This is a genomic window from Veillonella parvula (genome assembly GCF_018366295.1).
GTDB classification, from domain to species: domain Bacteria; phylum Bacillota; class Negativicutes; order Veillonellales; family Veillonellaceae; genus Veillonella; species Veillonella parvula_P.
This window is the reverse complement of sequence record NZ_JAGZIJ010000003.1, coordinates 145,674-166,592: the sequence shown is the minus strand read 5'-3', so window position 1 is coordinate 166,592 and position 20,919 is coordinate 145,674. Positions and strand designations below refer to the sequence as shown.

The window sequence follows — 20,919 nt, the reverse complement described above, 5'->3', positions numbered from 1 at the left end:
TAATAGAGTGAATATTTCTCTATTAGGGCCTTTTTATGATTTATATATTAGCTTTTATAGTAGTGTTGTATAATAAAGATGTATAACTATTTTCTTACAGATCAAGTGGTAAAGAATTTTGGTCAAAGATTAAAGAAGTAGGCTCGCCTAAAAGGGAGGCTTTAATAGGAAAGATATGATTAGAATAATAAATCTCCGCGTAGCTGTTACGGTTAAGTCGGATATCAAAAGTATTGTAGAAAAGAAATATCCCCCGTTACGTGGCGCTATCGAAACGATTCATGTTGTTCGACGTGCCGTAGATGCTCGTAAGAAGCCAAACATTGTTTTTGTATATACTCTATTCATTGAGGTTCATAATGAAGCTCAAGTCATGAAAAAGCTTGGTAAAGAAAAGGATGTATCTGTATTTGCTGCAGAAGATCCAGAACCTATTGTTTTTGGGTCCGTACCATTAGCTCATCGTCCTGTTGTTATGGGCTTTGGCCCTGCGGGGATGCTTGCAGCCTTTTACCTAGCTCGTGAAGGCTATCGCCCAATCGTGCTTGAACGCGGTCAAGCTGTAGATACACGTAGTCATGATGTAGAAACATTTTGGAAAAAGGGCATATTTAAACCTGAATCCAACGTACAATTTGGGGAAGGTGGCGCAGGAACTTTTTCCGATGGTAAGTTGACAACTCGCATTACCCATCCGCGTTTACATGAGATATCTAAATACTTTGTTGAGTTTGGTGCGCCTGAAGAAATATTATATAAACATAAACCTCACGTAGGTACAGATAAATTGCGTACTATGGTAAAAGCCATGCGTGAGCGCATCATCGAATGGGGTGGTGAAGTCCGTTTTGGTTCTAAGGTAACGGATTTGTTTATTGAAAATGACCGTATCGTAGGCGTTGAAGTTAATGGTAGTGAGCGTATTGATACGACTGTTGTTTTGTCTGGTGTAGGACATAGTGCGCGTGACACATACGAGATGCTTCATAAACGCAATGTGGAAATGACGGCAAAACCCTTTGCTATCGGTGTTCGTATTGAACATGATCAAGCTGTAATCGATGAGTCCCAATATGGCGTGGAACCATCTAGCTTGGGCCTCGGTGCAGCAGAATACTCCCTCGTGTACCATGATAAAGAAACAGGCCGTACTGCGTATAGCTTCTGTATGTGCCCAGGAGGTCAAGTAGTAGCATCTGCCTCTGAAGAAGGTGGCGTTGTCGTAAATGGCATGAGCTTATACGCTCGGAACAGCGGTGTTGCTAATAGTGCTATCGTGGTTAACGTAGGTCCAGATGACTTTGGTACTCATCCATTAGATGGCGTTGCATTCCAACGAGAATGGGAACAAAAGGCCTATGAGTTGGGCGGATCTAATTTCCATGCACCTGCACAAACAGTAGGGCAGTTTTTAGGGCTTTCACAAGCACCTAGTGTACAAAATAGTATATATAGCTACGAGCCAGGTGTCGTGAATTGCGATTTACATGATTGCTTGCCACCGTTCGTCACATCCGTATTAGAGCGGGCCTTGCCATACTGGGGTCGTCGTATCCGTGGATTCGATAATCCTGCGGTGTGTATGACAGGCGTTGAAACGCGCACCTCTGCACCGCTTCGTATGGGACGCAATGAAGAACGCATTTCTCCTACTGTAGGAGGTTTCTATCCTATGGGTGAAGGGGCTGGCTATGCAGGGGGAATTATGAGTGCTGCCCTTGATGGCGCGGAAACAGCCATTTTATGTATGGCAAAATACGCTAAACCTAATTAGTGGGGAATTATACTGATGAATTGAATTACAGTATAGATTCATACTATTTATGTAATATAGATGTGACTTTATAGTAGGTATGCTTTCTATATTGTGATATAATACACAACAGTAATTATTGAAATGATACACACGGTAGATATATAGACTTGTGAAACTTTCACAAATCCTTAGAGGAGGATAATTATGGCTCGTTTATTTGGTACAGATGGTGTACGTGGTGTTGTTAATGAGTTTTTAACGCCAGAATTAGCCTATCATTTAGGTCGTGCGGCAGGAACGCATTTTGGTAAGGAAAAGGAACATCCTACGTTCTTGATTGGTCGCGATACGCGAATTTCTGGTTCTATGCTTGAAAGTGCATTAGCAGCGGGCATTTGTTCTGTTGGCGGTAATGTAGTGATTGCAGGCGTTATCCCAACTCCAGCAGTAGCGTACCTTGTACGTCAACAAGGGTTTGATGCGGGTGCTGTTATTTCTGCATCTCACAATCCATATCCAGATAATGGCATTAAATTCTTTGATAGCAATGGCTATAAATTACCTGATGAAGTGGAAGATGAATTGGAAAAATATGTTCGTCAAAGTGCAGATAATGAATTAGCACGTCCTACAGGGGATGGTATAGGTAAAATTGAGTTTAATAGTAACTTGGCTCATTTATATGCTCACTTTGTACGTCACACAATTGATACGTCCCTTGAAGGGTTGACTATCGTTTATGATGGTGCCAATGGTGCCGCGTCTAGTGTAGGTCCAGAAATTTTGTCTGGACTAGGGGCTAAAGTCATCAATATTAATGTGAATCCAGATGGCTTGAACATCAATCATCACTGTGGTTCTACGCATATCGAAGGATTGCAAGTAGCTGTGCAACAATATAATGCAGACCTTGGTATTGCTAATGATGGCGATGCTGACCGCTGTTTATTGGTTGATGAAAAAGGTCAAGTTCTCGATGGCGATCAAATTATGTTGTTATGCGCTCTTAAGTTGAAAGAAGAAGGCAAACTTAAAGGTGATACCATAGTTGGTACCGTTATGAGTAATATCGGATTCCATAAAGCAGCAGAAGAACTTGGTATGAAAACGGTTTCCACTGCTGTTGGTGATCGGTATGTATTGGAATACATGCGTGAACATAATCTTTCCATTGGTGGTGAACAATCTGGTCACGTAATCTTCTTAGATCACAACACCACTGGTGACGGTATGTTAACAGCTGTTCAAGTGGCGGCTCTTATGAAGGAGAAAAAGAAACCTCTTTCTGAGTTGGCGGGCATTATGACAAAATACCCACAAGTTCTTGTAAATGTTCGGATCGCTACAAAAACTGGCTGGGAAGACAATGACCTTATCAAAGCTGCTATCGTAACAGCTGAAGGAGAGCTCGGTGACGAAGGTCGCGTACTTGTACGTGCCTCTGGTACAGAACCACTCATTCGCGTTATGGCAGAAGGTCCAGACCAAGAAACATTACAATCATTATGTGAAGAAATCGCTGATATTATCGGTAGAGAACAAGGGTTAGCTGAATAACTCTTGATGAGTAGTTTGATACCATTCCGTTTGGTTCCATTCTACAACTTTTATATTAAAAGTATACCCTCCTATATATGTCCCTTTGCTCCGTCCTACGTAAAGTCGCTGCAGGAGCATATATAGGAGGTTTAGAGATAAGTGATATTTAAAATTGAATAATCATAATGAATAATCTTTTTATTTTGGTTTATTCTAAGTTTAGAGGGTGAAATTATGAAAACAATAGGTTTAATTGGAGGAATGAGCTGGGAAAGTACGATTACGTATTACCAAGTCTTGAATGAAACTATTAAGCAAGTTTTGGGCGGCTTACATTCAGCAAAATGTATTTTATATAGTGTCGATTTTGAAGAGATAGAAAAGTGTCAAGCAAATGGAGATTGGGATAGAAGCGCTGAAATTTTATCCGATGCTGCTCAATCTTTAGAAAAGGCTGGTGCTGATTATATTGTTATATGCACGAATACAATGCATAAAGTAGCGGATGAAATAAAAAGACATATTCACATACCTCTTCTTCATATTGCGGAAATGACTGCAGTAGAGTTGGAAAAATCAGGTATTACAAAGGTAGGTCTACTCGGTACCAAGTACACGATGCAACAAGATTTTTATAAATGTATCTTGGAAAATCGGGGGATTCATGTTGTTATACCTAACGAAGATCAAGTCGAACTTGTGAATGATATTATATATAATGAATTGTGTTTAGGTGTTATTTCTAATGAATCTAAACAACAATACTTAGATATTATTGGTGATTTGGTAAAATCTGGTGTACAAGGTGTTATCTTAGGCTGTACTGAAATTGGGCTACTTATTAAACAAGATGATACGGATATACCTTTATTTGATACTACATTGATACATGCAAAAAATGCGGCGTTGATTTCTATTGGTAGAGCATAATATAATTAGCTTTTATTTTTGTTTAAATAACATAACCCTCTATTAGATATTTTTATTCATTTTTAGAATATCTAATAGAGGGTTGTTTTTATGCAATTAGAACTAGCTAGAGACTAAAGGAAATCTTTTAACATGGTTTGAATTTATATGAGAGGAGTTACTATAGGCACGTATATAGGAAGTAATTTGTGTTATTATAGCCATATAGTCTGAAATATATTCGATAGAAAAGGTGTAATATGAAGCTTGCTATAAAAGAGTATTGGGAAAATCTTAAAGTAGAATATGAAGCTACATATAATGCGTCTATATTTAGTGATTATGATGTGCTAAAGCAATACGCAGAGCGTTTTAGAACGTATTTAATTACTTTGATGTGTGAGTATTCTAATGATGTGGATGTGGCCTGTACTTTAGCAACTGTTGAACAGGTGTTGAGGGATGAGAAAAATTCAATAGAACTATTGGAAGGGTTCCTTGAAGCTTATACTAATGAACTTAGTGATACTGATAAAGCGAGAATTTACACTAATTTGGCTTTTTATTATAACGATGAGGGAAATATAAAAGAATATGACTATCTATCTGCAGCTGTAAAGCTAAATTCTCCATATATAGAGACTTACAGAGGGTTGGCTTTATATCATTTTTCAGCTTATAGAGAGAAAGGTTCTGTAGAGGAGTTGAAGAAAAGTTTACGTGCTTTTGAAAGGGGAATAATAGTATCGAACGATTATGACATGAACTTTGGCTATGCAGTGTGTTTGTTTGAGCTTAAGGAATATGAGAAAGCAAGGGCCATTTTTGAAGAGTTATTAAAAGGCTATCCTAATAGGATGAAGTTACTAGTTTGTATTGCTTATTGTGATGTGCATTTAGGTAATAAAAAGCAAGCCCTCGATCGTTTGAAGCAAATTAAGCTTGGAGGCGATGTAGCATATCATTTAAGTAATGATGAAGTTTTTGAGTTTGATATCATTGACGCCTATTATATATTAGATGAGTATGGCCTATTCTTAGATGAATGTGAAAAGGCTAAAGAGCACTGTGATTTAAGTGATGGCCCTTATTACTTTGGTCTTTGGATTATGAAGCAACATGATATGTTCCATCGTGAAGTGGAGAAGCAACGAACAGAAATATTGGCATGCATTGAAAATGCAAAAATGGACGAAGACTTTGATAGCGAAGAAGAAAAGCAGGACTATATCAAAAGCTGGGAAGATGATTTAGAGAATCTAAATTTGTTGGAACATAAAATTAAAGATGAAAACTACAAGCCTATGGTTGAATTAAAACTATGGCCAATATATGGGTGCTATTTAATAGACTGTTTAACTCATAATTTTTAATCTGCTTATTGGTAGATTTATATAAAGATGATTTATATATTTAAACTGATATACAAGTAAGTTTAACAAATTAAAAGCACTACTTTAAATTGGAATAATTCAGAGTAGTGCTTTTGATATTATTTATCAGCCACAACAAGTTTATATCCATTCAATTGAATGTTACTGCCGGTTGTGTCTTCGTTGCTCAAGGATTTTACATAGCTGTCGCCTGTGAGTATCCAATTGGAGTCTTTGCTGAGTTTCACAGTTACTTCTTTAGCCGTGTTGTCTGTGTTTATAGCACCTACAAGGCTAGATCCATTTGTCATGTCTAGAGCGATGGTACTGATTGAATCAGCCATAATATTACCGTTTAGCTCTTGGTTAGATGTGCGGAGTGTAAGGTGACCGCCGTTCTCACCAGTTTTTCCCCAACGGGAGTCAGCAGCTGCTTTCACTAGGGTAGATGTGTTCGGCATAGAGATTGCATTGTTAGAAAGGTCTACTTCAGCAGTGGTGTTGTTTACATAGAGGAACGCACCTGTAGCGTGAGTTGTGAGTGTGTTATTCTCTGCTTTCAGACGAGCAATACCGTTTTCAGCATCACCAGAGAAGCTTTGATATAGCATGAAGCCATTATCTTTGTAGCCTGTTACATTGGAGTTTGTAAGAGTTATGGAATTTTTACCTTCTACGACGCCAATTTCACTGTTATTCGCTATGCCGTTGACATTGTTTACCATAATATTACCCGTAGAGTAGATAACAGGACTGCCTTCGCCAGATGTCGTAAGTTTTGCCGCTTCTGCGGTGATAGTGCCTTCTCCGCGATCTGTAGCAAGTGTAGCAGAGTGAGCCCCTTCAGTAGTGATAGTTAGGTTTTTGCCATTTACAGTACCTTTGTAAGTAGCATCTAAACCACGAGAGGAATCGCTTTTTGTGTGAATATTAGTATTTTCTACGTTGATAACCGAGCCTTCACCAGTGGCAAAGACTGCATTAGAACCTTTAGAGTTAGATGTAATATTGCTACCCTTGATGTTAATTTGGCTACCCTCGATACCGAGGACTACTGCATTTTGACCACGGAAATTGCTATTGTCATCGCTTGTAGTGTCGCCTGTTTTATCGAAAACGCTATTTTCAATATCAATTACCGCTTTATTTTTACCGATGAAAGCATTCTGATCGGCCGTTGTGTTTGTCATCGACTCATGTGCAATGGATTTGTTTTCTGTAACGATAGTTGTGCCTTTGAAAGTATTAGGATCTACTTCGGATTGTGGTTCCATACCATTAGGAGCACCGTTTGGAGATGTGCTTCCTTGTGCGGATGGTACTGTTTTGGTTTGCTCTGTTGTGGTTACAACTGCGATGTTAGTGTTAGGCTGAGTTTCTGCTGCTAAGGTTGGAATGATAGCTAACGTTGATAGGGCAGCACCAAGGACTGCAGGTAATACCCAACGGCGTAACTTTCTATAGGACAAACTATTTTTTCTATTTTTATGTTTCTTTTTAATCGTTGTTTTATTCATGATTAATATCTCCCAAATTATATACATACATTTTGAAAATACAACAAAATCTAATTGTGTAAAATTTAGAATGATAGAAGTATAATTTCTTACAATGAAAAGGACGTGAAGCATAGAAACAATCTTTTTTATTCCTTTTGAATTATCTGAGGTGGTTTACTTTTTATCGATTTTTTTAGTATAATATACCTCAGTACATATTTTATTTTGTACTGATTCTGCCATATATCACAGAAAGGAATTCCGAATTCGTAAAGGCGAATAGCGCAAGTACCCACGAAGGCAGTCGTTAGGGTAGACGAGGTGAAGAGTGATCGAGTCATCAGCGGATGCTCTTCCGGCATATTCAAGTCGTAACAGGTATTAAAAAGCCCATCGGTAACGATGGGGACAAAGTATATCTGAATGAATTGTATTGAATTAATAATTAATACATTAAATAGAATATTAATCTAGAACATTAATTAGTTAGCCTTAGTTTTTGCTGGGGCTAGAAATACCCCCAGTTATAGGAGGATATACTCATGTGCGGTATCGTAGGATACATTGGCTTTAATCAAGCATCTGATTTCTTGTTGGACGGTATGGCAAAGTTAGAATACCGTGGTTATGACTCTGCAGGTATTGCTGTTATCGGTCCTGAAAATGTTATTAAAATTCAAAAAAAGGTAGGCCGTCTCTCCAATTTAGAGACTATCGTGAAAGCGGATCCTAATGAAGGAACTGTAGGTATTGGACATACTCGTTGGGCTACACATGGTCGTCCATCCGATATGAATGCGCATCCTCATGCATCTGAAGATGGTAAATTTGCCGTTGTACATAACGGTATTATTGAAAACTATATGCCTTTAAAAGAGGAACTCATCGCAAAAGGATATCATTTCAAATCTGAAACGGATACAGAGGTGGTTGCACATTTATTGGAGGACATGTACGATGGCGATTTTGTCGGTACTGTTCGTCGTATGCTGAATCGTGTAGACGGTGCGTATGCTCTCGAAATCATCTGTGCCGATGAACCGGATAAAATCATTTGTACAAAGAAAGAAAACCCTTTGGTTATCGGCCTCGGCAAAGGGGAAAACTTTGTTGCTTCCGATATTCCAGCTATTATTAATTACACACGTGACACATATATTTTAAGCGATGGCGAATTAGCTATCGTAACTCGCGATAATGTATCCGTATTTGACCGTGAAGGAAAAGCTGTTGATAAAGAGGTATTCCATGTTAACTGGAATGCGGAAGCAGCAGAAAAAGGCGGTTATGAACACTTTATGTTGAAAGAAATTCATGATCAACCTAAGGCTGTTCGTGATACATTTGGTACACATATTTCTGAAGACGGTAAGACAGCTATCTTTGATGAGTTGAATTGGACTGCTGAAGATGTGGCAGCTTTCAATAAAATTCTCATCGTTGCATGCGGTACTGCATACCATGCAGGGCTTGTAACAAAACAATATATTGAAAACTTGGCGCGTATTCCAGTTGATGTGGAAATCGCATCTGAATATCGTTACAGCAACCCGTTGACTGATGATAAAACATTATGTATCGTTATCAGCCAATCCGGTGAAACATCCGATACATTGGCGGCCTTGAAGGAAGCTAAACGCCTTGGTGCCAAATCCTTGGCTATTACCAATGTTGTTGGTTCCAGCATTTCTCGTGAAGCGGATAACAAAGTTTACACATGGGCTGGTCCTGAAATTTCTGTAGCGTCCACAAAAGCGTACACTACTCAATTAGTAGCAGGCTTGTTGTTCGCTGTATACCTTGGCCAATTAAACGGCAAAATGAATCCAGCTGTAGGCGAAGAAATTCTTAGCGGCGTTAAAAACTTACCATCCTTGATTCATGAAATCTTTGAAGTAGACGAAGATATGAAAGCCTTTGCAAAACATTATGGCTTCAAATCTGATGCGTTCTTCTTGGGTCGTGCTATCGACTACGCAGTAGCGATGGAAGGGGCTTTGAAATTGAAAGAAATTTCTTACATCCACGCTGAAGCATATGCAGGTGGCGAATTGAAACATGGTACATTGGCTCTTATTGAAGAGGGCGTACCTGTTATCGCATTGGCTACACAAGAGGATGTTTATGACAAGATGATCAGCAACATCCGCGAAGTAAAAGCGCGTGAAGCTATCGTAATCGGCATCGGTATGAAAGGTGACGAAGAATTATCTAAACACGTTGACCACACAATCTATGTGCCTCGTGCAAATAAATTCATCGCTCCAATTTTAGCGGTTGTACCATTGCAATTATTGGCGTACTACGCAGCGATTACTCGTGGTGCAGACGTAGACAAGCCACGTAACTTGGCTAAATCTGTAACCGTAGAATAATATATATAACCAACAGTGCTTCGGCACTGTTGGTTTATTTCAATATAGGGAGACTATTATGGCAGTTATATTTTCCGGCATCCAACCAAGTGGGGAGTTAACACTTGGTAACTATTTGGGGGCTTTACGTAATTTTTTAGACTATCAAGATACTGATGAGTGTTACTATTGCATCGTTAACCAACATGCGATTACTGTACCGCAAGATCCAAAAGAGTTATTCCAAAATACTCGTAATTTGGCTGCGTTGTACCTCGCTGTTGGTCTCAATCCTAAAAAGGTAACATTGTTCGTACAATCCGAAGTGCCTGAGCATGTTAAGCTCGGTTGGGTTATGCAATCTATTAGCTATGTTGGCGAATTAGAGCGTATGACTCAGTACAAAGATAAGTCTCAAAAGCAAGGTGACTCTATTCCTACAGCGTTGCTTACGTATCCACCATTGATGGCGGCGGATATTCTGCTATATGGTACGAATTATGTTCCTGTAGGTGAAGACCAAAAGCAACACCTTGAGTTGACTCGTAATTTAGCAGAGCGTTTTAACCGTAGATTCGGTGAAACTTTCGTAGTACCTGATATCAAGGTCGGCGAAGGTGGTGCTCGTGTCATGAGCTTACAAGAGCCAACCAAAAAAATGAGTAAATCTGACGACAACCAAAATGCTACAATTCGTCTTTTGGATGCTCCAGATTTGATTGTGAAAAAATTGAAACGCGCTCAAACTGATTCTGATAATGCAGTGCGTTATGATAAAGAGAATAAACCTGGCATTTCTAACTTGATGGGAATATACCGTGCCATTACGAAAGACAGCTACGAAGCTATCGAAGAAATGTACGCTGGCAAAGGTTACGGTGTATTTAAATCCGATATTGCCGATCTATTAGTAGCAACTCTTGAACCAATTCAACAACGTTACAACGAATTGATTACAAGCCCTGAATTGGATGTAATCCTCGATGAAGGGGCTGCTAAGGCGCATGCTAAAGCAAGTACAATGTACCGTAAGGTAGAGCAAGCTATGGGCTTGTGCCGTAAATAAAATCATATAGTAGACTTTCAATTTGTGAGGTAAACCATGACGAAACAAGAGGCGATGGAACGCTTTTCATCAGGTGCCGTACAACAGAGCTTAGAAATACATCGCGGTATACAGTGGACCGGTCGCATCATCGGTCTAGTTGCGTGTGCGTTGATTGTAAAATATATGCCCTCAGACTGGGCGGAACGTGTATGGTATTATCTGTTGTTGCTCGTGATATTATGGACCCTTCATAGATTAGGTGAAAGTCAAGCTTTTATCTGTGAAAAGGGCCTCGTGTTAAAACGTAGGCCTTTTTCTGTGAAAGAATACTTTCACAGTTTATTCTATGGGGATGAATATTTCGTCTTTGTTGATTATGAGCATATTATTGGATTCACTGAGGAATGGCGTGAGTTGCAAGCAATGAATGGTCATGGTGGGATTTATGTGATACCACTTGATCTGCATCAGGTGGCGTACAAGGATAAAATGGCGATGATTGAGGCCATTCATAAACATACGCAGTCATAAAGCATAAGCACTAAGCGTCATATAATATAGGCATACAGAAAGATAAAGCAAATGAATCTAGAATCATAAAATGTATATGTGGAGAATCTGTAAGATAAGAAACTCAAAAATTCATCAAATTAACTATTTACAACTTTAATTAACTAAAGTATAATACAATCATTAAGTACGGAATCTAAATCTATATTGAACATATTATTAAGTGGTAAATAGGCGATAATCGCCGTGGAGGATAGTTATGAATTGGAAAAAGATGATGGCCGTGGGCCTTGCAGCTGTATCTATGATGGCATTTGTAACAGGTTGTGGTGGTGACACTAAAAAAGCTAATACAGAATTGCCTAAGAAAGTTGTTATCGGTTTAGATGATAGTTTCCCTCCAATGGGCTTTAAAGATGAAAAAGGCGAAATTGTTGGCTTTGATATCGACATGGCTAAAGAAGCAGCTAAACGTGCTGGTATGGATGTAGAGTTCAAAGCTATTGACTGGTCCAGTAAAGAAGCGGAACTAAAATCTAAAAAAATTGATGCTTTGTGGAATGGCTTAACAGTCTCTCCTGAGCGCGAGAAGAATATTTTATTCTCCAATACATATATGAAGGATAAACAATACGTCATTGTTCGTAATGACGATGACTCCATTAAAGGTAAAGCCGATTTAGCTGGTAAGGTAGTAGGCGTGCAACAAGCTAGTACTGGTGAAGCAGCATTGCAAAACGATCCAAGCGGTAAGACTGTTAAAGAAACAAAATCCTATGCGGATTTTGTAAGTGCATTTATGGATCTTGGTATTGGTCGTGTTGATGCGGTTATTGCTGATGGTGTAATCGCTCGTTATCTTATGACAAAAGAACCTGGTAAATACAAAATCGTAGAAGGTACTGACTACGGCGTTGATAATTTCGCTGTTGGTTTCCGTAAAGATGATACTGCTTTGCGTGACAAAATTAATGGTATCTTAGCTGAAATGAAAAAAGACGGTACTGCTGATAAAATTGCTGAAAAATGGTTAGGCTCAGGCGCAGACTTAGATAAGAGCGATGCTAAATAGTACAATTCGTGATATACTAATAGTACTATGGTCAGTAGGTACAACTGATAATTAAAGAACGAAATGTACACTAGAGAAGCGGCCAGATGGCCCTTCTCTAGTCGTGTTTTGAAGGAGTCTTTCATGTTAGATTATTTATTGCAGATTATCCCAACCATCGCTGATGGTTTAAAGGTAACCGTATCGCTATTCTGTATTGTATGGATTTTATCTATTCCTGGTGGCATTTTAATGGCTATGTTACGTCTATCTAAATTGCCTTTAGTAGATAAGTTTGTTGATGCTTTCGTGTATTTGATGCGGGGCACACCGTTGATGCTACAAATTTTATTCGTCTATTATGCATTGCCAATCATCACAGACGGTGCCATTCAAATGGATGATGCGACGGCAGCAGTTCTTACCTTCGTATTAAACTACGCAGCGTATTTATGTGAAATATTCCGCGGTGGTATTCAATCTATCTCTCGTGGTCAGTATGAAGGGGCAAAGGTTCTTGGTTTTACCTATGCACAAACTATGCGTAAGATCATCTTGCCACAAATGTTTAAACGTGTATTGCCTCCTCTTGCGAATGAGACGATTAACTTATTGAAAGATACATCTCTCGTGTATGTATTGGCGATGAATGATATCTTGCGTATTACAAAATCTATCGTACAACGTGATTTTGATATTTCTGCATTCCTCGTGGCAGCATTATTCTACTTAATCTTTACCTTTATTTTGACGAATATCTTCAGCTACTTAGAACGAAGATTTGCTGTATACGAAGATTAATCTAATTCTATGGTAGTTTGTCATATGTAATGATGTAGCTAGTTTTATAGGTGAGATACTTTTATTTGATGTCTATAGATGCGATTTTATAGATGAGATATCTTTACTTGAGGCGCTAGTTATATACTTAATATGACGATGTAAGAGGTACTTATGACATTTGTAAATATGGAGCGTATTGAAAAACGCTTTAATAATCAAACCGTATTGCGCGATGTGTCGCTCAAAATGAATAGAGGAGAAATTGTTTCTATTATCGGACCTTCTGGTTCTGGTAAATCCACGTTTTTGCGCTGCTTAGGTCAGTTAGAAACGATTGATGGAGGCTCTATTACCGTTGATGGTACGATTCTTGCTAGTACTGAAAATGGGGTTGTAAAATACGCTTCTCCTCAAACTCAGCATGAATTATTGCTCCGCATGGGTATGGTATTCCAATCTTTCAATTTGTTCCCGCATATGACGGTATTAGATAATATTATGATTGCTCCACGTATGGTAAAAGGTATGAAAGATGACGAAATCTCACCGATTGCAGAGCAATTACTCAATAAAGTAGGATTATGGGAAAAACGAGATATGTATCCATCTCGCTTGTCTGGCGGTCAGCAACAGCGTGTAGCTATTGCCCGTGCGCTAGCGATGAATCCAGAAATTATGCTCTTTGATGAACCCACATCTGCTCTTGATCCTGAGCTTACTGGTGAGGTTCTTAAGACAATCAAACAATTAGCGGACGATCACATGACGATGATTATCGTAACTCATGAAATGAACTTTGCTCGTGAAGTATCGGATCGTGTTATCTTTATGGCTGATGGTGTTATTCAAGAAGAAGGAACACCAGAACAAATTTTTAGTCATCCGCAGAACGAAAGAACGAAAGCGTTCTTGGATAATATGTTATAGGAGGTTCTATGAAGTTACGTTTATTTGCGGCAACCTTAGCTGTCATGGCTTTGGGAACGACTTCTATTATGGCAGAAGATTTACAGAAGACGTCTGATACACCTTTATCTATTGTGGAATCTCAGAAGGATTCCGCATCTATTTTGCCAGAACAATACAAATCCTATGCTACTAAGATGAACACGGTGGTGAAGGATTACAAAAATGGTTATATGTTCTCGATTCCTTGGCGTGTAGCTGATGGCGTTATGTTAGATATGGATGTGCGTAGTGAAAGTGAACATATTCAAGGGTATTCCTTCAATTTAGCGGGCCCTACGCAAGAGGATTCCTATACAGTATCTTTTACTAAGCGCAATAATACACCACAAGAAGGAATATCTCAAAAAGAATGGAATACGACTTGGTATGGTGTACCTATTAAGGGCATGTCTAATGAGGAGTATTTAAATATCTGGCGCCAACATAGCAATAACTTTGAGCATAATGATATTGTTGGTGGGTTCTTTGCTAAGAAAGGTGCAGTTTCCGCACGCTGGGATAAGAGTACACCAAAATCTTATGCAGATATGACATCTACAGAGCCGGTTCAGTCTGTATTTGAAGCAGAATTTATCATGGAGAAAGATCCAACTCATCGGTACAATTTGTCTAGTACGTATGCACCTGTTCGTGCAGAGTTTATGGAGCTAGGTTTGATGGAGCATACAATTCCATCCTTTGAATTGATCAATAAGCGCGGTTCTAATGCTATTAAAGGGGTAAAAAAAATATTAACCGGCACAAGCGATATCAGTGTTGCAGAAGGTATCAAATTTACCTATCCAAAAGGTTTCACCCGTCTTAATGAAAAGGGTAAGATTGCTTTCACTAAACATAATATACGCCTCGACATTGAGTCCTTTACAATCCCAGTACAAGCTGTCAGCTCCGGTATGCCGACAATGATGGGCAAGCAAATGCTTGGTGACTATTATCTTAAACAATTGGTTGATGTGAACAAGGCCACGATTACTCGTTATGAAACGCATATCATTGACGGTAATGTAATGTTCTATTTGGCGGGCCATATGAAAAATCCAAATACGTCTGATACAGCTGTAGCGGAACCAGTATCCTTTGGCGCAACAATTATTCTTGGCAATGAAGGTAATGTAGCAGTAGCTCGAATGATTGGTCCATCCGGTAGTAATCTTGCTACTCAGGAACTTATAGATGTATTAGATGGTTTTAGATTGACTACTACACTTAATACAAACCAATCGTCTCAGGTTCTTTAATATACGCATAATATTCTTTTATTTGTATAATTCTGTACGATTTGTGCTATAATGTAATAAATCCTCAGAAAAAAGAGGAGTTTTCCTTGATGGTCTAGAATATATTAGTATAGGCTAAACGATATTTGATCATATCCCCTTTGAGGGATTAGGAATAGGAGGGGTTATTATGGTTACCTACAAAACTATTGTCGTACCTACTGATGGTTCTGAAAATGCTAAACGTGCGTTGGAACATGCTCTCGCTGTAGCGGATCGCAACCAAGCTGAATTGATTGTTGTTCACGTTGCAAATATTGTGTCTGCTATTTCCAATTTTGATCAAACACCAATTTCTGGTGGATATGTATCTGAGCAAATTGCTGAGGATATGGAAGAAACTGGTAAGGAAATTCTTAATGATGTAGTGAAAGAAATTCCTGCAGGCGTAAAAGTTAAAAGCGTATTTGAAGTTGGCTCCCCTGGACCTGCACTACTTGCAGTGGCAAAAAAATATAATGCTGATCTCATCGTAATGGGTAGCCGTGGTCTTGGCCCTTTGAAAGGCTTATTCATGGGTAGCGTAAGTAGCTATGTAACTAGCCACTCCACTTGCCCTGTATTAATCATTAAATAATTTATATCTTATATAGATATGATAAAAAAAGAGACTTTGGTTTCTCAAAGTCTCTTTTTTATGTTAAAAATGATATAATGTCTATATGTGTGCCATACATATTGGTGTTATACGTTAAGACGTATCGATTAGTGACATAGAAGAGCTACAAAAAAGAATGGATAGGATTAAAAAAGGGGGATTATATGACCGACAAACAAGAATCATTGCTGAAGCTAGCAGAACTGTTTAAAATCTTGGGTGATCCTACACGCCTTAAAATAGTAGAGCTATTACTAGAAAATGAAATGTGTGTTAATCACATTGCAGAAACCATGGAGATGGGACAATCTGCTATTTCTCATCAATTGCGTGTATTGCGCCAAGCACGTCTTGTTACATATCGTAAAGATGGGAAAACAGCATATTATTCTCTAAACGATGATCATGTTGAATGTTTAGTTCGCATGGGGATGGAACACGTAGCTCATCAATAATTTAAATTTTTTATAATGAACACATTTCGTCCTACTTAGGATGAATTGTGTTTTTATATTTTATATATTTTATTTGAGTTGTATTTGATTATGGAGAAGTATATAAAGTGAATCTGTTAATGAAAAATATAGGAATATTAGTGGTGTTTTTAGCTACTGTATTCTTATCAACAAAATCTATATGGGCAAAACTAATTTATTTAGATTCACTGAGCCCTTTGAATGTTCTTGTGTGTAGGGCTGTTTTATCATTACCTTTTTTTCTTATACCAATGATTCGCTTTGATTGGAATAGCGTGAATAAAAGTAAGGTTTTTAAATACTCATTTTTGGGGGCTATTCTTTATGTATCTTCATCTATAACGGACTTCATAGGATTATTATATATATCTGCCTCATTAGAACGTGCTGTTCTATTTACATTTCCAATTTACGTTTTTCTGTTATCATCAGATTTATCACGCATTACATTTTCAAAAGTAGTTTTAATTGTATCTACTGTGCTAGGATTAGCAATTATGTTTAATCCTACCGTTGATAACCACCTTACAGATACTTTAATAGGCATTTCACTAGTCTTGCTTTCTGCAATCTTTTGGGCGTTGTTTATTATTTATAGTAAGAGGGCTGTTTCGAATATTAGTTCTACTATTTTTACCAGTACTTATATGTGTATAACTACAGTACTTTTACTTCTCGGCTTTATAATTGATAGCAAAAATTTTACTACATTTTCAACACTCCAAACGCATACTATGATTTATTTAGTATTTTTGGCCATTTTTTGTTCTATCATTCCTTCATACTTGATGTCTTTTGGTCTTAAAAGAATTAATGCATCTCTTGCAGCCGTTATTAGTGCAATGGGACCAATAGTTACTTTAGCTTTAGATGTAGTTATTCTTAATCATAATTTAGCCTTGAATGAAATTATTGGTGCTATAATTGTTACAGCTTGTGTAACTTGTTTAACAAGGCTAAATGCTAAGGCATAAAAAATCACTCATAGTCATATGGCTATGAGTGATTTTTTATAACTATGATTTTTTATTTTAATATAATGGGAATAGATAATAGGCTATAGTAATAAACAGTGGCATTGTTATAGCGGATAAAATAGTTGTGCCCATTACGATTTGTGTAGCATATTCTGGATTATTCTTCATTTCAATAGCAATAAGAGACATATTGATAGCGGTAGGTACGCTGTAGGTTATGATGATAGTTTGCGCCGCTATTGGATGCATAGGTCCATAGAACATAATGAATAATATAGTAATACCAGCTGCTAGGAGTGGACTCACAACGAGCCGTAATGTGGTAGCAAGCATGACATCCATCTTAAAGAAGTTTAGCGGTGTTCTATTAATTTGAACACCCAAGGCAATCATAGCGACGCCAACGAAGGCATTGGCAAATATATTGAGCGGTGCAAAGAAGAAGAGACCGTGTAAATCGAAAGGGAGTAGGTGGCAAAGTAGTGCCAGTGGGATGGCATATACCATAGGCATGTGGAATACGACTTTTAGTGCATCCCGAGGGGTTAATCGTCCTGCTCCCGCTTGGTAGAAACCGTAGGTATTACTGCTAATAGTTTGTATGATCATGATAGATACAACACTCACTAAACCTAGATTAGCATAGGGGGTAGCACCATCGATGACATATGGAATGTTAGTAAATACAAAGATAGCAAGGGCGACACCCATATTCCCAACGTTATTAAACATAACGCAGTTTTTTAAGGTTGCAATCTTAGCCACATCATATCCTTGTATCTTACCTACCACATCTGAAAGGATGGAGTTTAGTATGAGTACACAGAGCGCACAGAATACAATCTCCAAAGTACCTGAGTTAAGTTTAGCTTCATACATCGCTCGAAATATAAAGGTAGGTAACAATATATAAAAGTTTAGTTTACTCAGCGTATATAGATCGAGTTTAAATTTTCTATCTAATATAAATCCCACGCCTATAAGTACTAAGATAGGGACCATAGAATTCATAAAAATATGGCCTACTAATTCGAATAGATTCATCATCTCACCTAGAGTTTTTCTTTAATATATTAGTTAATATATAAGGCATAATTTTAGTTTATCGTATAACTATATGTAGTAAATATACAGTTGTTTTATATAGGCTGTAAGTGAATAAGTTTTCTAAAATATTTTTATCCTTTATAGTATTATCATACCATAGTATCTATTGTTTGGGGCTTAAAAATTTATTGATTATTATTACTTATCATAATCATCAGAAATATCTATGTAGAATGTGATTTTAGTATACGATTTCAATCATTGATTTATAGTATAATATGTATATGTTGTATATGTTGTATATTTCAGTTTGTTAGTACGCGAAGTGTCTCTAGGTATTACCATGGCGTTTACAGTATGGCGTTTTAAGGGATGCACAGGAGGAATTATGAAACGAATTTTATTAGTATTAATAAGCGTTTTCATGCTTGCTTTTTTAGTAGGTTGTGGTAATGATGCAAGTAAACCAACTGAGTCAGCTAAACCAAGTACATCTGAAAAGATTACTGTACAAGCTGCAGCAAGCCTTAAAGGTGCTCTTACAGAATTGGCTGATGCTTACAAAAAAAGCCATAACTTAGCGGATGATCAAATCGCTATTAACTTCGCTGGTTCTGGTACATTACGTCAACAAATCGAACAAGGTGCACCAGCTAGTTTATTTATTTCTGCTGACGAGAAAAATATGAAAATGTTACAAGAAAAAGATTTGGTAACTGATGTAAAACCATTCGTAACTAATGAACTCGTTCTCGTAGTTCCAAAAGGTCAACCTAAGGTTGAGCTAAATCAAATCGCTACAGTAAAGCGTATCGTATTGGGCAATCCTGAAACAGTACCAGCTGGTAACTATGGTAAACAAGTATTAACAAAACTAGGCGTTTGGGAACAGGTAGAACCTAATGTAGTATACGCTAAAGATGTAAAAGCTGTAACAGCTTCCATTAGCCAAGGTGCTGGAGATGCTGGTTTCATCTATAAAACTGATGCTATCGCAGCGGGCGATGCAGTTGAAATCTCTGCAGTAACACCGGCTGATTCCCATGATCCAGTTATCTATCCAATTGGTATTATTAAAAAATATGACAACGCATTGGCAAAAGACTTCTACCAATACGTAATGAGCCCAGAAGGCCAAAAAGTATTAGAAAAATACGGTTTCTCTACTTCTAAATAAGAGTAAAGCGCTAGCTTTCAGGGCTAGCGCTTTCTTATGATACAATAGAGATATTATTGATATTACTAATCTTATGATTGCTCACTGTATGCTTTTCTTTTACTCATTTGTAGTGATGAGTGCTTAATAATCTAACATATGATATGATTTTGGGCATATAATTTGTTTGAAAAGTATTTTTGAATTAATGGATATAACACATACTTTAGAGTTGTTGTGTATAGAAAGGGGGCGTGACATGAGTCCATTATGGCTGTCGCTATGGGTGGCAAGTATAGCTCTTATTATAGTTATTTTAAGTGGCTTAGCGACTTGTTACTGGATGAACCGTTGCAAGTGGGGTGGTATTGCCATTCTTGATGCACTTATTACCTTGCCACTTGTACTGCCTCCGGTAGTTGTTGGTTTTGCGTTACTTATGGTATTTACTCCAGGTTATGCGTTTGGTGCTTGGCTTGAAGCTCATGGTATGAGTGTTGTTTTTGCTGCATCCGGTGCCGTGATAGCCTCCTCTGTAATTGCATTTCCGCTGTTTTATCAAACGGTGCGTTCAGCATTGCAATCCGTCGATCATAATATGGAGGACGTAGCGCGTACATTAGGTGCTTCAGAGTTACGTATCTTTTTTACTATCTCCGTACCACTCGCTTGGAAAGGCATTTTGACGGGCAGTATCTTAGCCTTCTGTCGTGCTATGGGCGAGTTCGGTGCTACCATTTTGATTGCAGGCAATATTCCAAAGGTAACGCGCACCATGCCACTTGCTATCTACTCTTACGTAGAGGCAGGGCAGTACATGGATGCTTTTGAATTAGTTATCTATATTTGTGTGCTCACATTGGCATTGTTGAGTGGAATTCACTTCATCACAAAGGGGTCCTTGTTCCATCACATTGATAATAATTAGGAGGTCCGATGATTACATTTTCCTTTACCGTAGCTAGACCTTCTGTGACTGTGAAAGCCGATGGGGTACTTCCTTCTGGTATTACCGTTTTGACAGGTCAATCCGGCAGTGGTAAAAGTACTTTCATTAAATGCATTGCAGGACTTGTAAAACCCACTACAGGTAGTATTCATTGTAATGAAACAACGTGGGTGGATCGAGATAATAAGATTTGGGTTCCCGCTCAAAAACGTCAGGTAGGGTATATGCCACAAGGCAACATCGTATTCCCTCATTTGTCTGTGGAACATAATATTACCTATAGCAAACGAGGCACACCTGACATGTGCAATAGTCTATTGCAGCGTTTAGGTCTTGAGAAATACCGAAAAACGAAGGCTGGCAGCCTGTCTGGTGGCGAACAGCAACGAGTTGCTTTGGGGCGTGCGCTATACTCTAAACCGACTATCTTGCTTCTCGATGAGCCTTTATCTGCTTTAGATTGGAACTTGCGAAAGCATGTGCGCGAAGATTTGGTGTCCATTATTCGCGAGTGGGATGTACCTTGTGTATGGGTTACTCATGATGAAAGCGAAGCCGAAATGGTTGGAGATCGGCACTGGACCTGTGAAGAAGGACAAATTCAAATATCTAAATAACAATAATGTAAATAAAAGAATCTAAATAACA

The 20,919-nt window shown here is 38.2% G+C and carries 19 protein-coding genes; 17 read left to right on the top strand and 2 right to left on the bottom strand.

Annotated features, from left to right (window positions below):
• Positions 1-175: 175 nt before the first annotated feature.
• The 4 genes from KHY58_RS05020 (at position 176) to KHY58_RS05005 (ending at position 5,577) form a co-directional block, all read left to right on the top strand.
• The gene (locus KHY58_RS05020; RefSeq protein WP_278472330.1) at positions 176-1,774 is read left to right on the top strand and encodes an NAD(P)/FAD-dependent oxidoreductase; all 1,599 of its coding nucleotides are present in this window, start codon (positions 176-178) and stop codon (positions 1,772-1,774) included.
• Positions 1,775-1,960: 186 nt separating this feature from the next.
• On the top strand, positions 1,961-3,313 hold the full coding sequence (glmM, locus tag KHY58_RS05015) for a phosphoglucosamine mutase (RefSeq protein ID WP_101928744.1): 1,353 nt from the start codon (positions 1,961-1,963) through the stop codon (positions 3,311-3,313).
• A gap of 216 nt (positions 3,314-3,529) precedes the next feature.
• Positions 3,530-4,225, top strand: coding sequence for an aspartate/glutamate racemase family protein (locus KHY58_RS05010; RefSeq protein ID WP_101928745.1), 696 nt, complete (start codon positions 3,530-3,532; stop codon positions 4,223-4,225).
• Between the two features lie 239 nt (positions 4,226-4,464).
• The gene (locus KHY58_RS05005) at positions 4,465-5,577 is read left to right on the top strand and encodes a tetratricopeptide repeat protein (RefSeq protein ID WP_101928746.1); all 1,113 of its coding nucleotides are present in this window, start codon (positions 4,465-4,467) and stop codon (positions 5,575-5,577) included.
• A gap of 119 nt (positions 5,578-5,696) precedes the next feature.
• Here the strand turns inward: KHY58_RS05005 and KHY58_RS05000 are convergent, their stop codons facing one another.
• Positions 5,697-7,094: a hypothetical protein gene (locus KHY58_RS05000; protein ID WP_101928747.1), complete on the bottom strand. Its 1,398-nt coding sequence runs from the start codon at positions 7,092-7,094 to the stop codon at positions 5,697-5,699.
• 524 nt (positions 7,095-7,618) lie between these two features.
• On the opposite strand from KHY58_RS05000, the gene glmS reads away from it, so the two are divergent.
• From glmS to KHY58_RS04950, 10 genes are all read left to right on the top strand, one after another.
• Entirely contained in the window at positions 7,619-9,451 is a 1,833-nt protein-coding gene (gene glmS, locus KHY58_RS04995; protein ID WP_012863873.1) for a glutamine--fructose-6-phosphate transaminase (isomerizing), read from the top strand.
• A 58-nt stretch (positions 9,452-9,509) separates the two neighbouring features.
• Positions 9,510-10,496: a tryptophan--tRNA ligase gene (gene trpS, locus KHY58_RS04990; RefSeq protein ID WP_101928933.1), complete on the top strand. Its 987-nt coding sequence runs from the start codon at positions 9,510-9,512 to the stop codon at positions 10,494-10,496.
• 36 nt (positions 10,497-10,532) lie between these two features.
• Positions 10,533-11,009, top strand: a complete 477-nt coding sequence (locus KHY58_RS04985; protein WP_008602920.1) for a hypothetical protein — start codon at positions 10,533-10,535, stop codon at positions 11,007-11,009.
• A 238-nt stretch (positions 11,010-11,247) separates the two neighbouring features.
• The gene (locus tag KHY58_RS04980) at positions 11,248-12,060 is read left to right on the top strand and encodes an amino acid ABC transporter substrate-binding protein (RefSeq protein WP_012863876.1); all 813 of its coding nucleotides are present in this window, start codon (positions 11,248-11,250) and stop codon (positions 12,058-12,060) included.
• 123 nt (positions 12,061-12,183) lie between these two features.
• Positions 12,184-12,840 carry an amino acid ABC transporter permease gene (locus tag KHY58_RS04975; protein ID WP_077708071.1) on the top strand — a complete coding sequence of 219 codons (657 nt, stop codon included), beginning with the start codon at positions 12,184-12,186 and terminating at the stop codon, positions 12,838-12,840.
• A gap of 153 nt (positions 12,841-12,993) precedes the next feature.
• Positions 12,994-13,749, top strand: a complete 756-nt coding sequence (locus KHY58_RS04970; protein ID WP_077708072.1) for an amino acid ABC transporter ATP-binding protein — start codon at positions 12,994-12,996, stop codon at positions 13,747-13,749.
• Positions 13,750-13,757: 8 nt separating this feature from the next.
• Positions 13,758-15,029, top strand: coding sequence for a hypothetical protein (locus KHY58_RS04965; protein ID WP_278472327.1), 1,272 nt, complete (start codon positions 13,758-13,760; stop codon positions 15,027-15,029).
• A 169-nt stretch (positions 15,030-15,198) separates the two neighbouring features.
• Positions 15,199-15,645 carry a universal stress protein gene (locus tag KHY58_RS04960; RefSeq protein WP_004693853.1) on the top strand — a complete coding sequence of 149 codons (447 nt, stop codon included), beginning with the start codon at positions 15,199-15,201 and terminating at the stop codon, positions 15,643-15,645.
• 185 nt (positions 15,646-15,830) lie between these two features.
• Complete coding sequence (locus KHY58_RS04955; RefSeq protein ID WP_004693850.1) at positions 15,831-16,121, top strand: ArsR/SmtB family transcription factor; 291 nt, start codon at positions 15,831-15,833, stop codon at positions 16,119-16,121.
• A 119-nt stretch (positions 16,122-16,240) separates the two neighbouring features.
• Positions 16,241-17,116, top strand: a complete 876-nt coding sequence (locus KHY58_RS04950; RefSeq protein WP_232054999.1) for a DMT family transporter — start codon at positions 16,241-16,243, stop codon at positions 17,114-17,116.
• Between the two features lie 57 nt (positions 17,117-17,173).
• On the opposite strand, the gene KHY58_RS04945 is transcribed toward KHY58_RS04950, so the two are convergent.
• Entirely contained in the window at positions 17,174-18,163 is a 990-nt protein-coding gene (locus KHY58_RS04945) for an AEC family transporter (RefSeq protein WP_077708075.1), read from the bottom strand.
• A 391-nt stretch (positions 18,164-18,554) separates the two neighbouring features.
• Between KHY58_RS04945 and modA the strand changes: the two genes are divergently transcribed.
• The 3 genes from modA (at position 18,555) to KHY58_RS04930 (ending at position 20,888) form a co-directional block, all read left to right on the top strand.
• Positions 18,555-19,343, top strand: coding sequence for a molybdate ABC transporter substrate-binding protein (gene modA / locus KHY58_RS04940; protein ID WP_077708076.1), 789 nt, complete (start codon positions 18,555-18,557; stop codon positions 19,341-19,343).
• Positions 19,344-19,581: 238 nt separating this feature from the next.
• Complete coding sequence (gene modB / locus KHY58_RS04935) at positions 19,582-20,250, top strand: molybdate ABC transporter permease subunit (RefSeq protein ID WP_101928934.1); 669 nt, start codon at positions 19,582-19,584, stop codon at positions 20,248-20,250.
• 8 nt (positions 20,251-20,258) lie between these two features.
• Complete coding sequence (locus tag KHY58_RS04930; protein WP_101928935.1) at positions 20,259-20,888, top strand: ATP-binding cassette domain-containing protein; 630 nt, start codon at positions 20,259-20,261, stop codon at positions 20,886-20,888.
• The last annotated feature ends 31 nt before the right edge of the window (positions 20,889-20,919 follow it).

Excerpts from the sequence above, each read along its gene's own strand:
- KHY58_RS05020 (WP_278472330.1), top strand. The coding sequence starts at position 176 with ATGATTAGAATAATAAATCTCCGCGTAGCTGTTACGGTTAAGTCGGAT.
- glmM (WP_101928744.1), top strand. The coding sequence starts at position 1,961 with ATGGCTCGTTTATTTGGTACAGATGGTGTACGTGGTGTTGTTAATGAG.
- KHY58_RS05010 (WP_101928745.1), top strand. The coding sequence starts at position 3,530 with ATGAAAACAATAGGTTTAATTGGAGGAATGAGCTGGGAAAGTACGATT.
- KHY58_RS05005 (WP_101928746.1), top strand. The coding sequence starts at position 4,465 with ATGAAGCTTGCTATAAAAGAGTATTGGGAAAATCTTAAAGTAGAATAT.
- KHY58_RS05000 (WP_101928747.1), bottom strand. The coding sequence starts at position 7,094 with ATGAATAAAACAACGATTAAAAAGAAACATAAAAATAGAAAAAATAGT.
- glmS (WP_012863873.1), top strand. The coding sequence starts at position 7,619 with ATGTGCGGTATCGTAGGATACATTGGCTTTAATCAAGCATCTGATTTC.
- trpS (WP_101928933.1), top strand. The coding sequence starts at position 9,510 with ATGGCAGTTATATTTTCCGGCATCCAACCAAGTGGGGAGTTAACACTT.
- KHY58_RS04985 (WP_008602920.1), top strand. The coding sequence starts at position 10,533 with ATGACGAAACAAGAGGCGATGGAACGCTTTTCATCAGGTGCCGTACAA.
- KHY58_RS04980 (WP_012863876.1), top strand. The coding sequence starts at position 11,248 with ATGAATTGGAAAAAGATGATGGCCGTGGGCCTTGCAGCTGTATCTATG.
- KHY58_RS04975 (WP_077708071.1), top strand. The coding sequence starts at position 12,184 with ATGTTAGATTATTTATTGCAGATTATCCCAACCATCGCTGATGGTTTA.
- KHY58_RS04970 (WP_077708072.1), top strand. The coding sequence starts at position 12,994 with ATGACATTTGTAAATATGGAGCGTATTGAAAAACGCTTTAATAATCAA.
- KHY58_RS04965 (WP_278472327.1), top strand. The coding sequence starts at position 13,758 with ATGAAGTTACGTTTATTTGCGGCAACCTTAGCTGTCATGGCTTTGGGA.
- KHY58_RS04960 (WP_004693853.1), top strand. The coding sequence starts at position 15,199 with ATGGTTACCTACAAAACTATTGTCGTACCTACTGATGGTTCTGAAAAT.
- KHY58_RS04955 (WP_004693850.1), top strand. The coding sequence starts at position 15,831 with ATGACCGACAAACAAGAATCATTGCTGAAGCTAGCAGAACTGTTTAAA.
- KHY58_RS04950 (WP_232054999.1), top strand. The coding sequence starts at position 16,241 with ATGAAAAATATAGGAATATTAGTGGTGTTTTTAGCTACTGTATTCTTA.
- KHY58_RS04945 (WP_077708075.1), bottom strand. The coding sequence starts at position 18,163 with ATGAATCTATTCGAATTAGTAGGCCATATTTTTATGAATTCTATGGTC.
- modA (WP_077708076.1), top strand. The coding sequence starts at position 18,555 with ATGAAACGAATTTTATTAGTATTAATAAGCGTTTTCATGCTTGCTTTT.
- modB (WP_101928934.1), top strand. The coding sequence starts at position 19,582 with ATGAGTCCATTATGGCTGTCGCTATGGGTGGCAAGTATAGCTCTTATT.
- KHY58_RS04930 (WP_101928935.1), top strand. The coding sequence starts at position 20,259 with ATGATTACATTTTCCTTTACCGTAGCTAGACCTTCTGTGACTGTGAAA.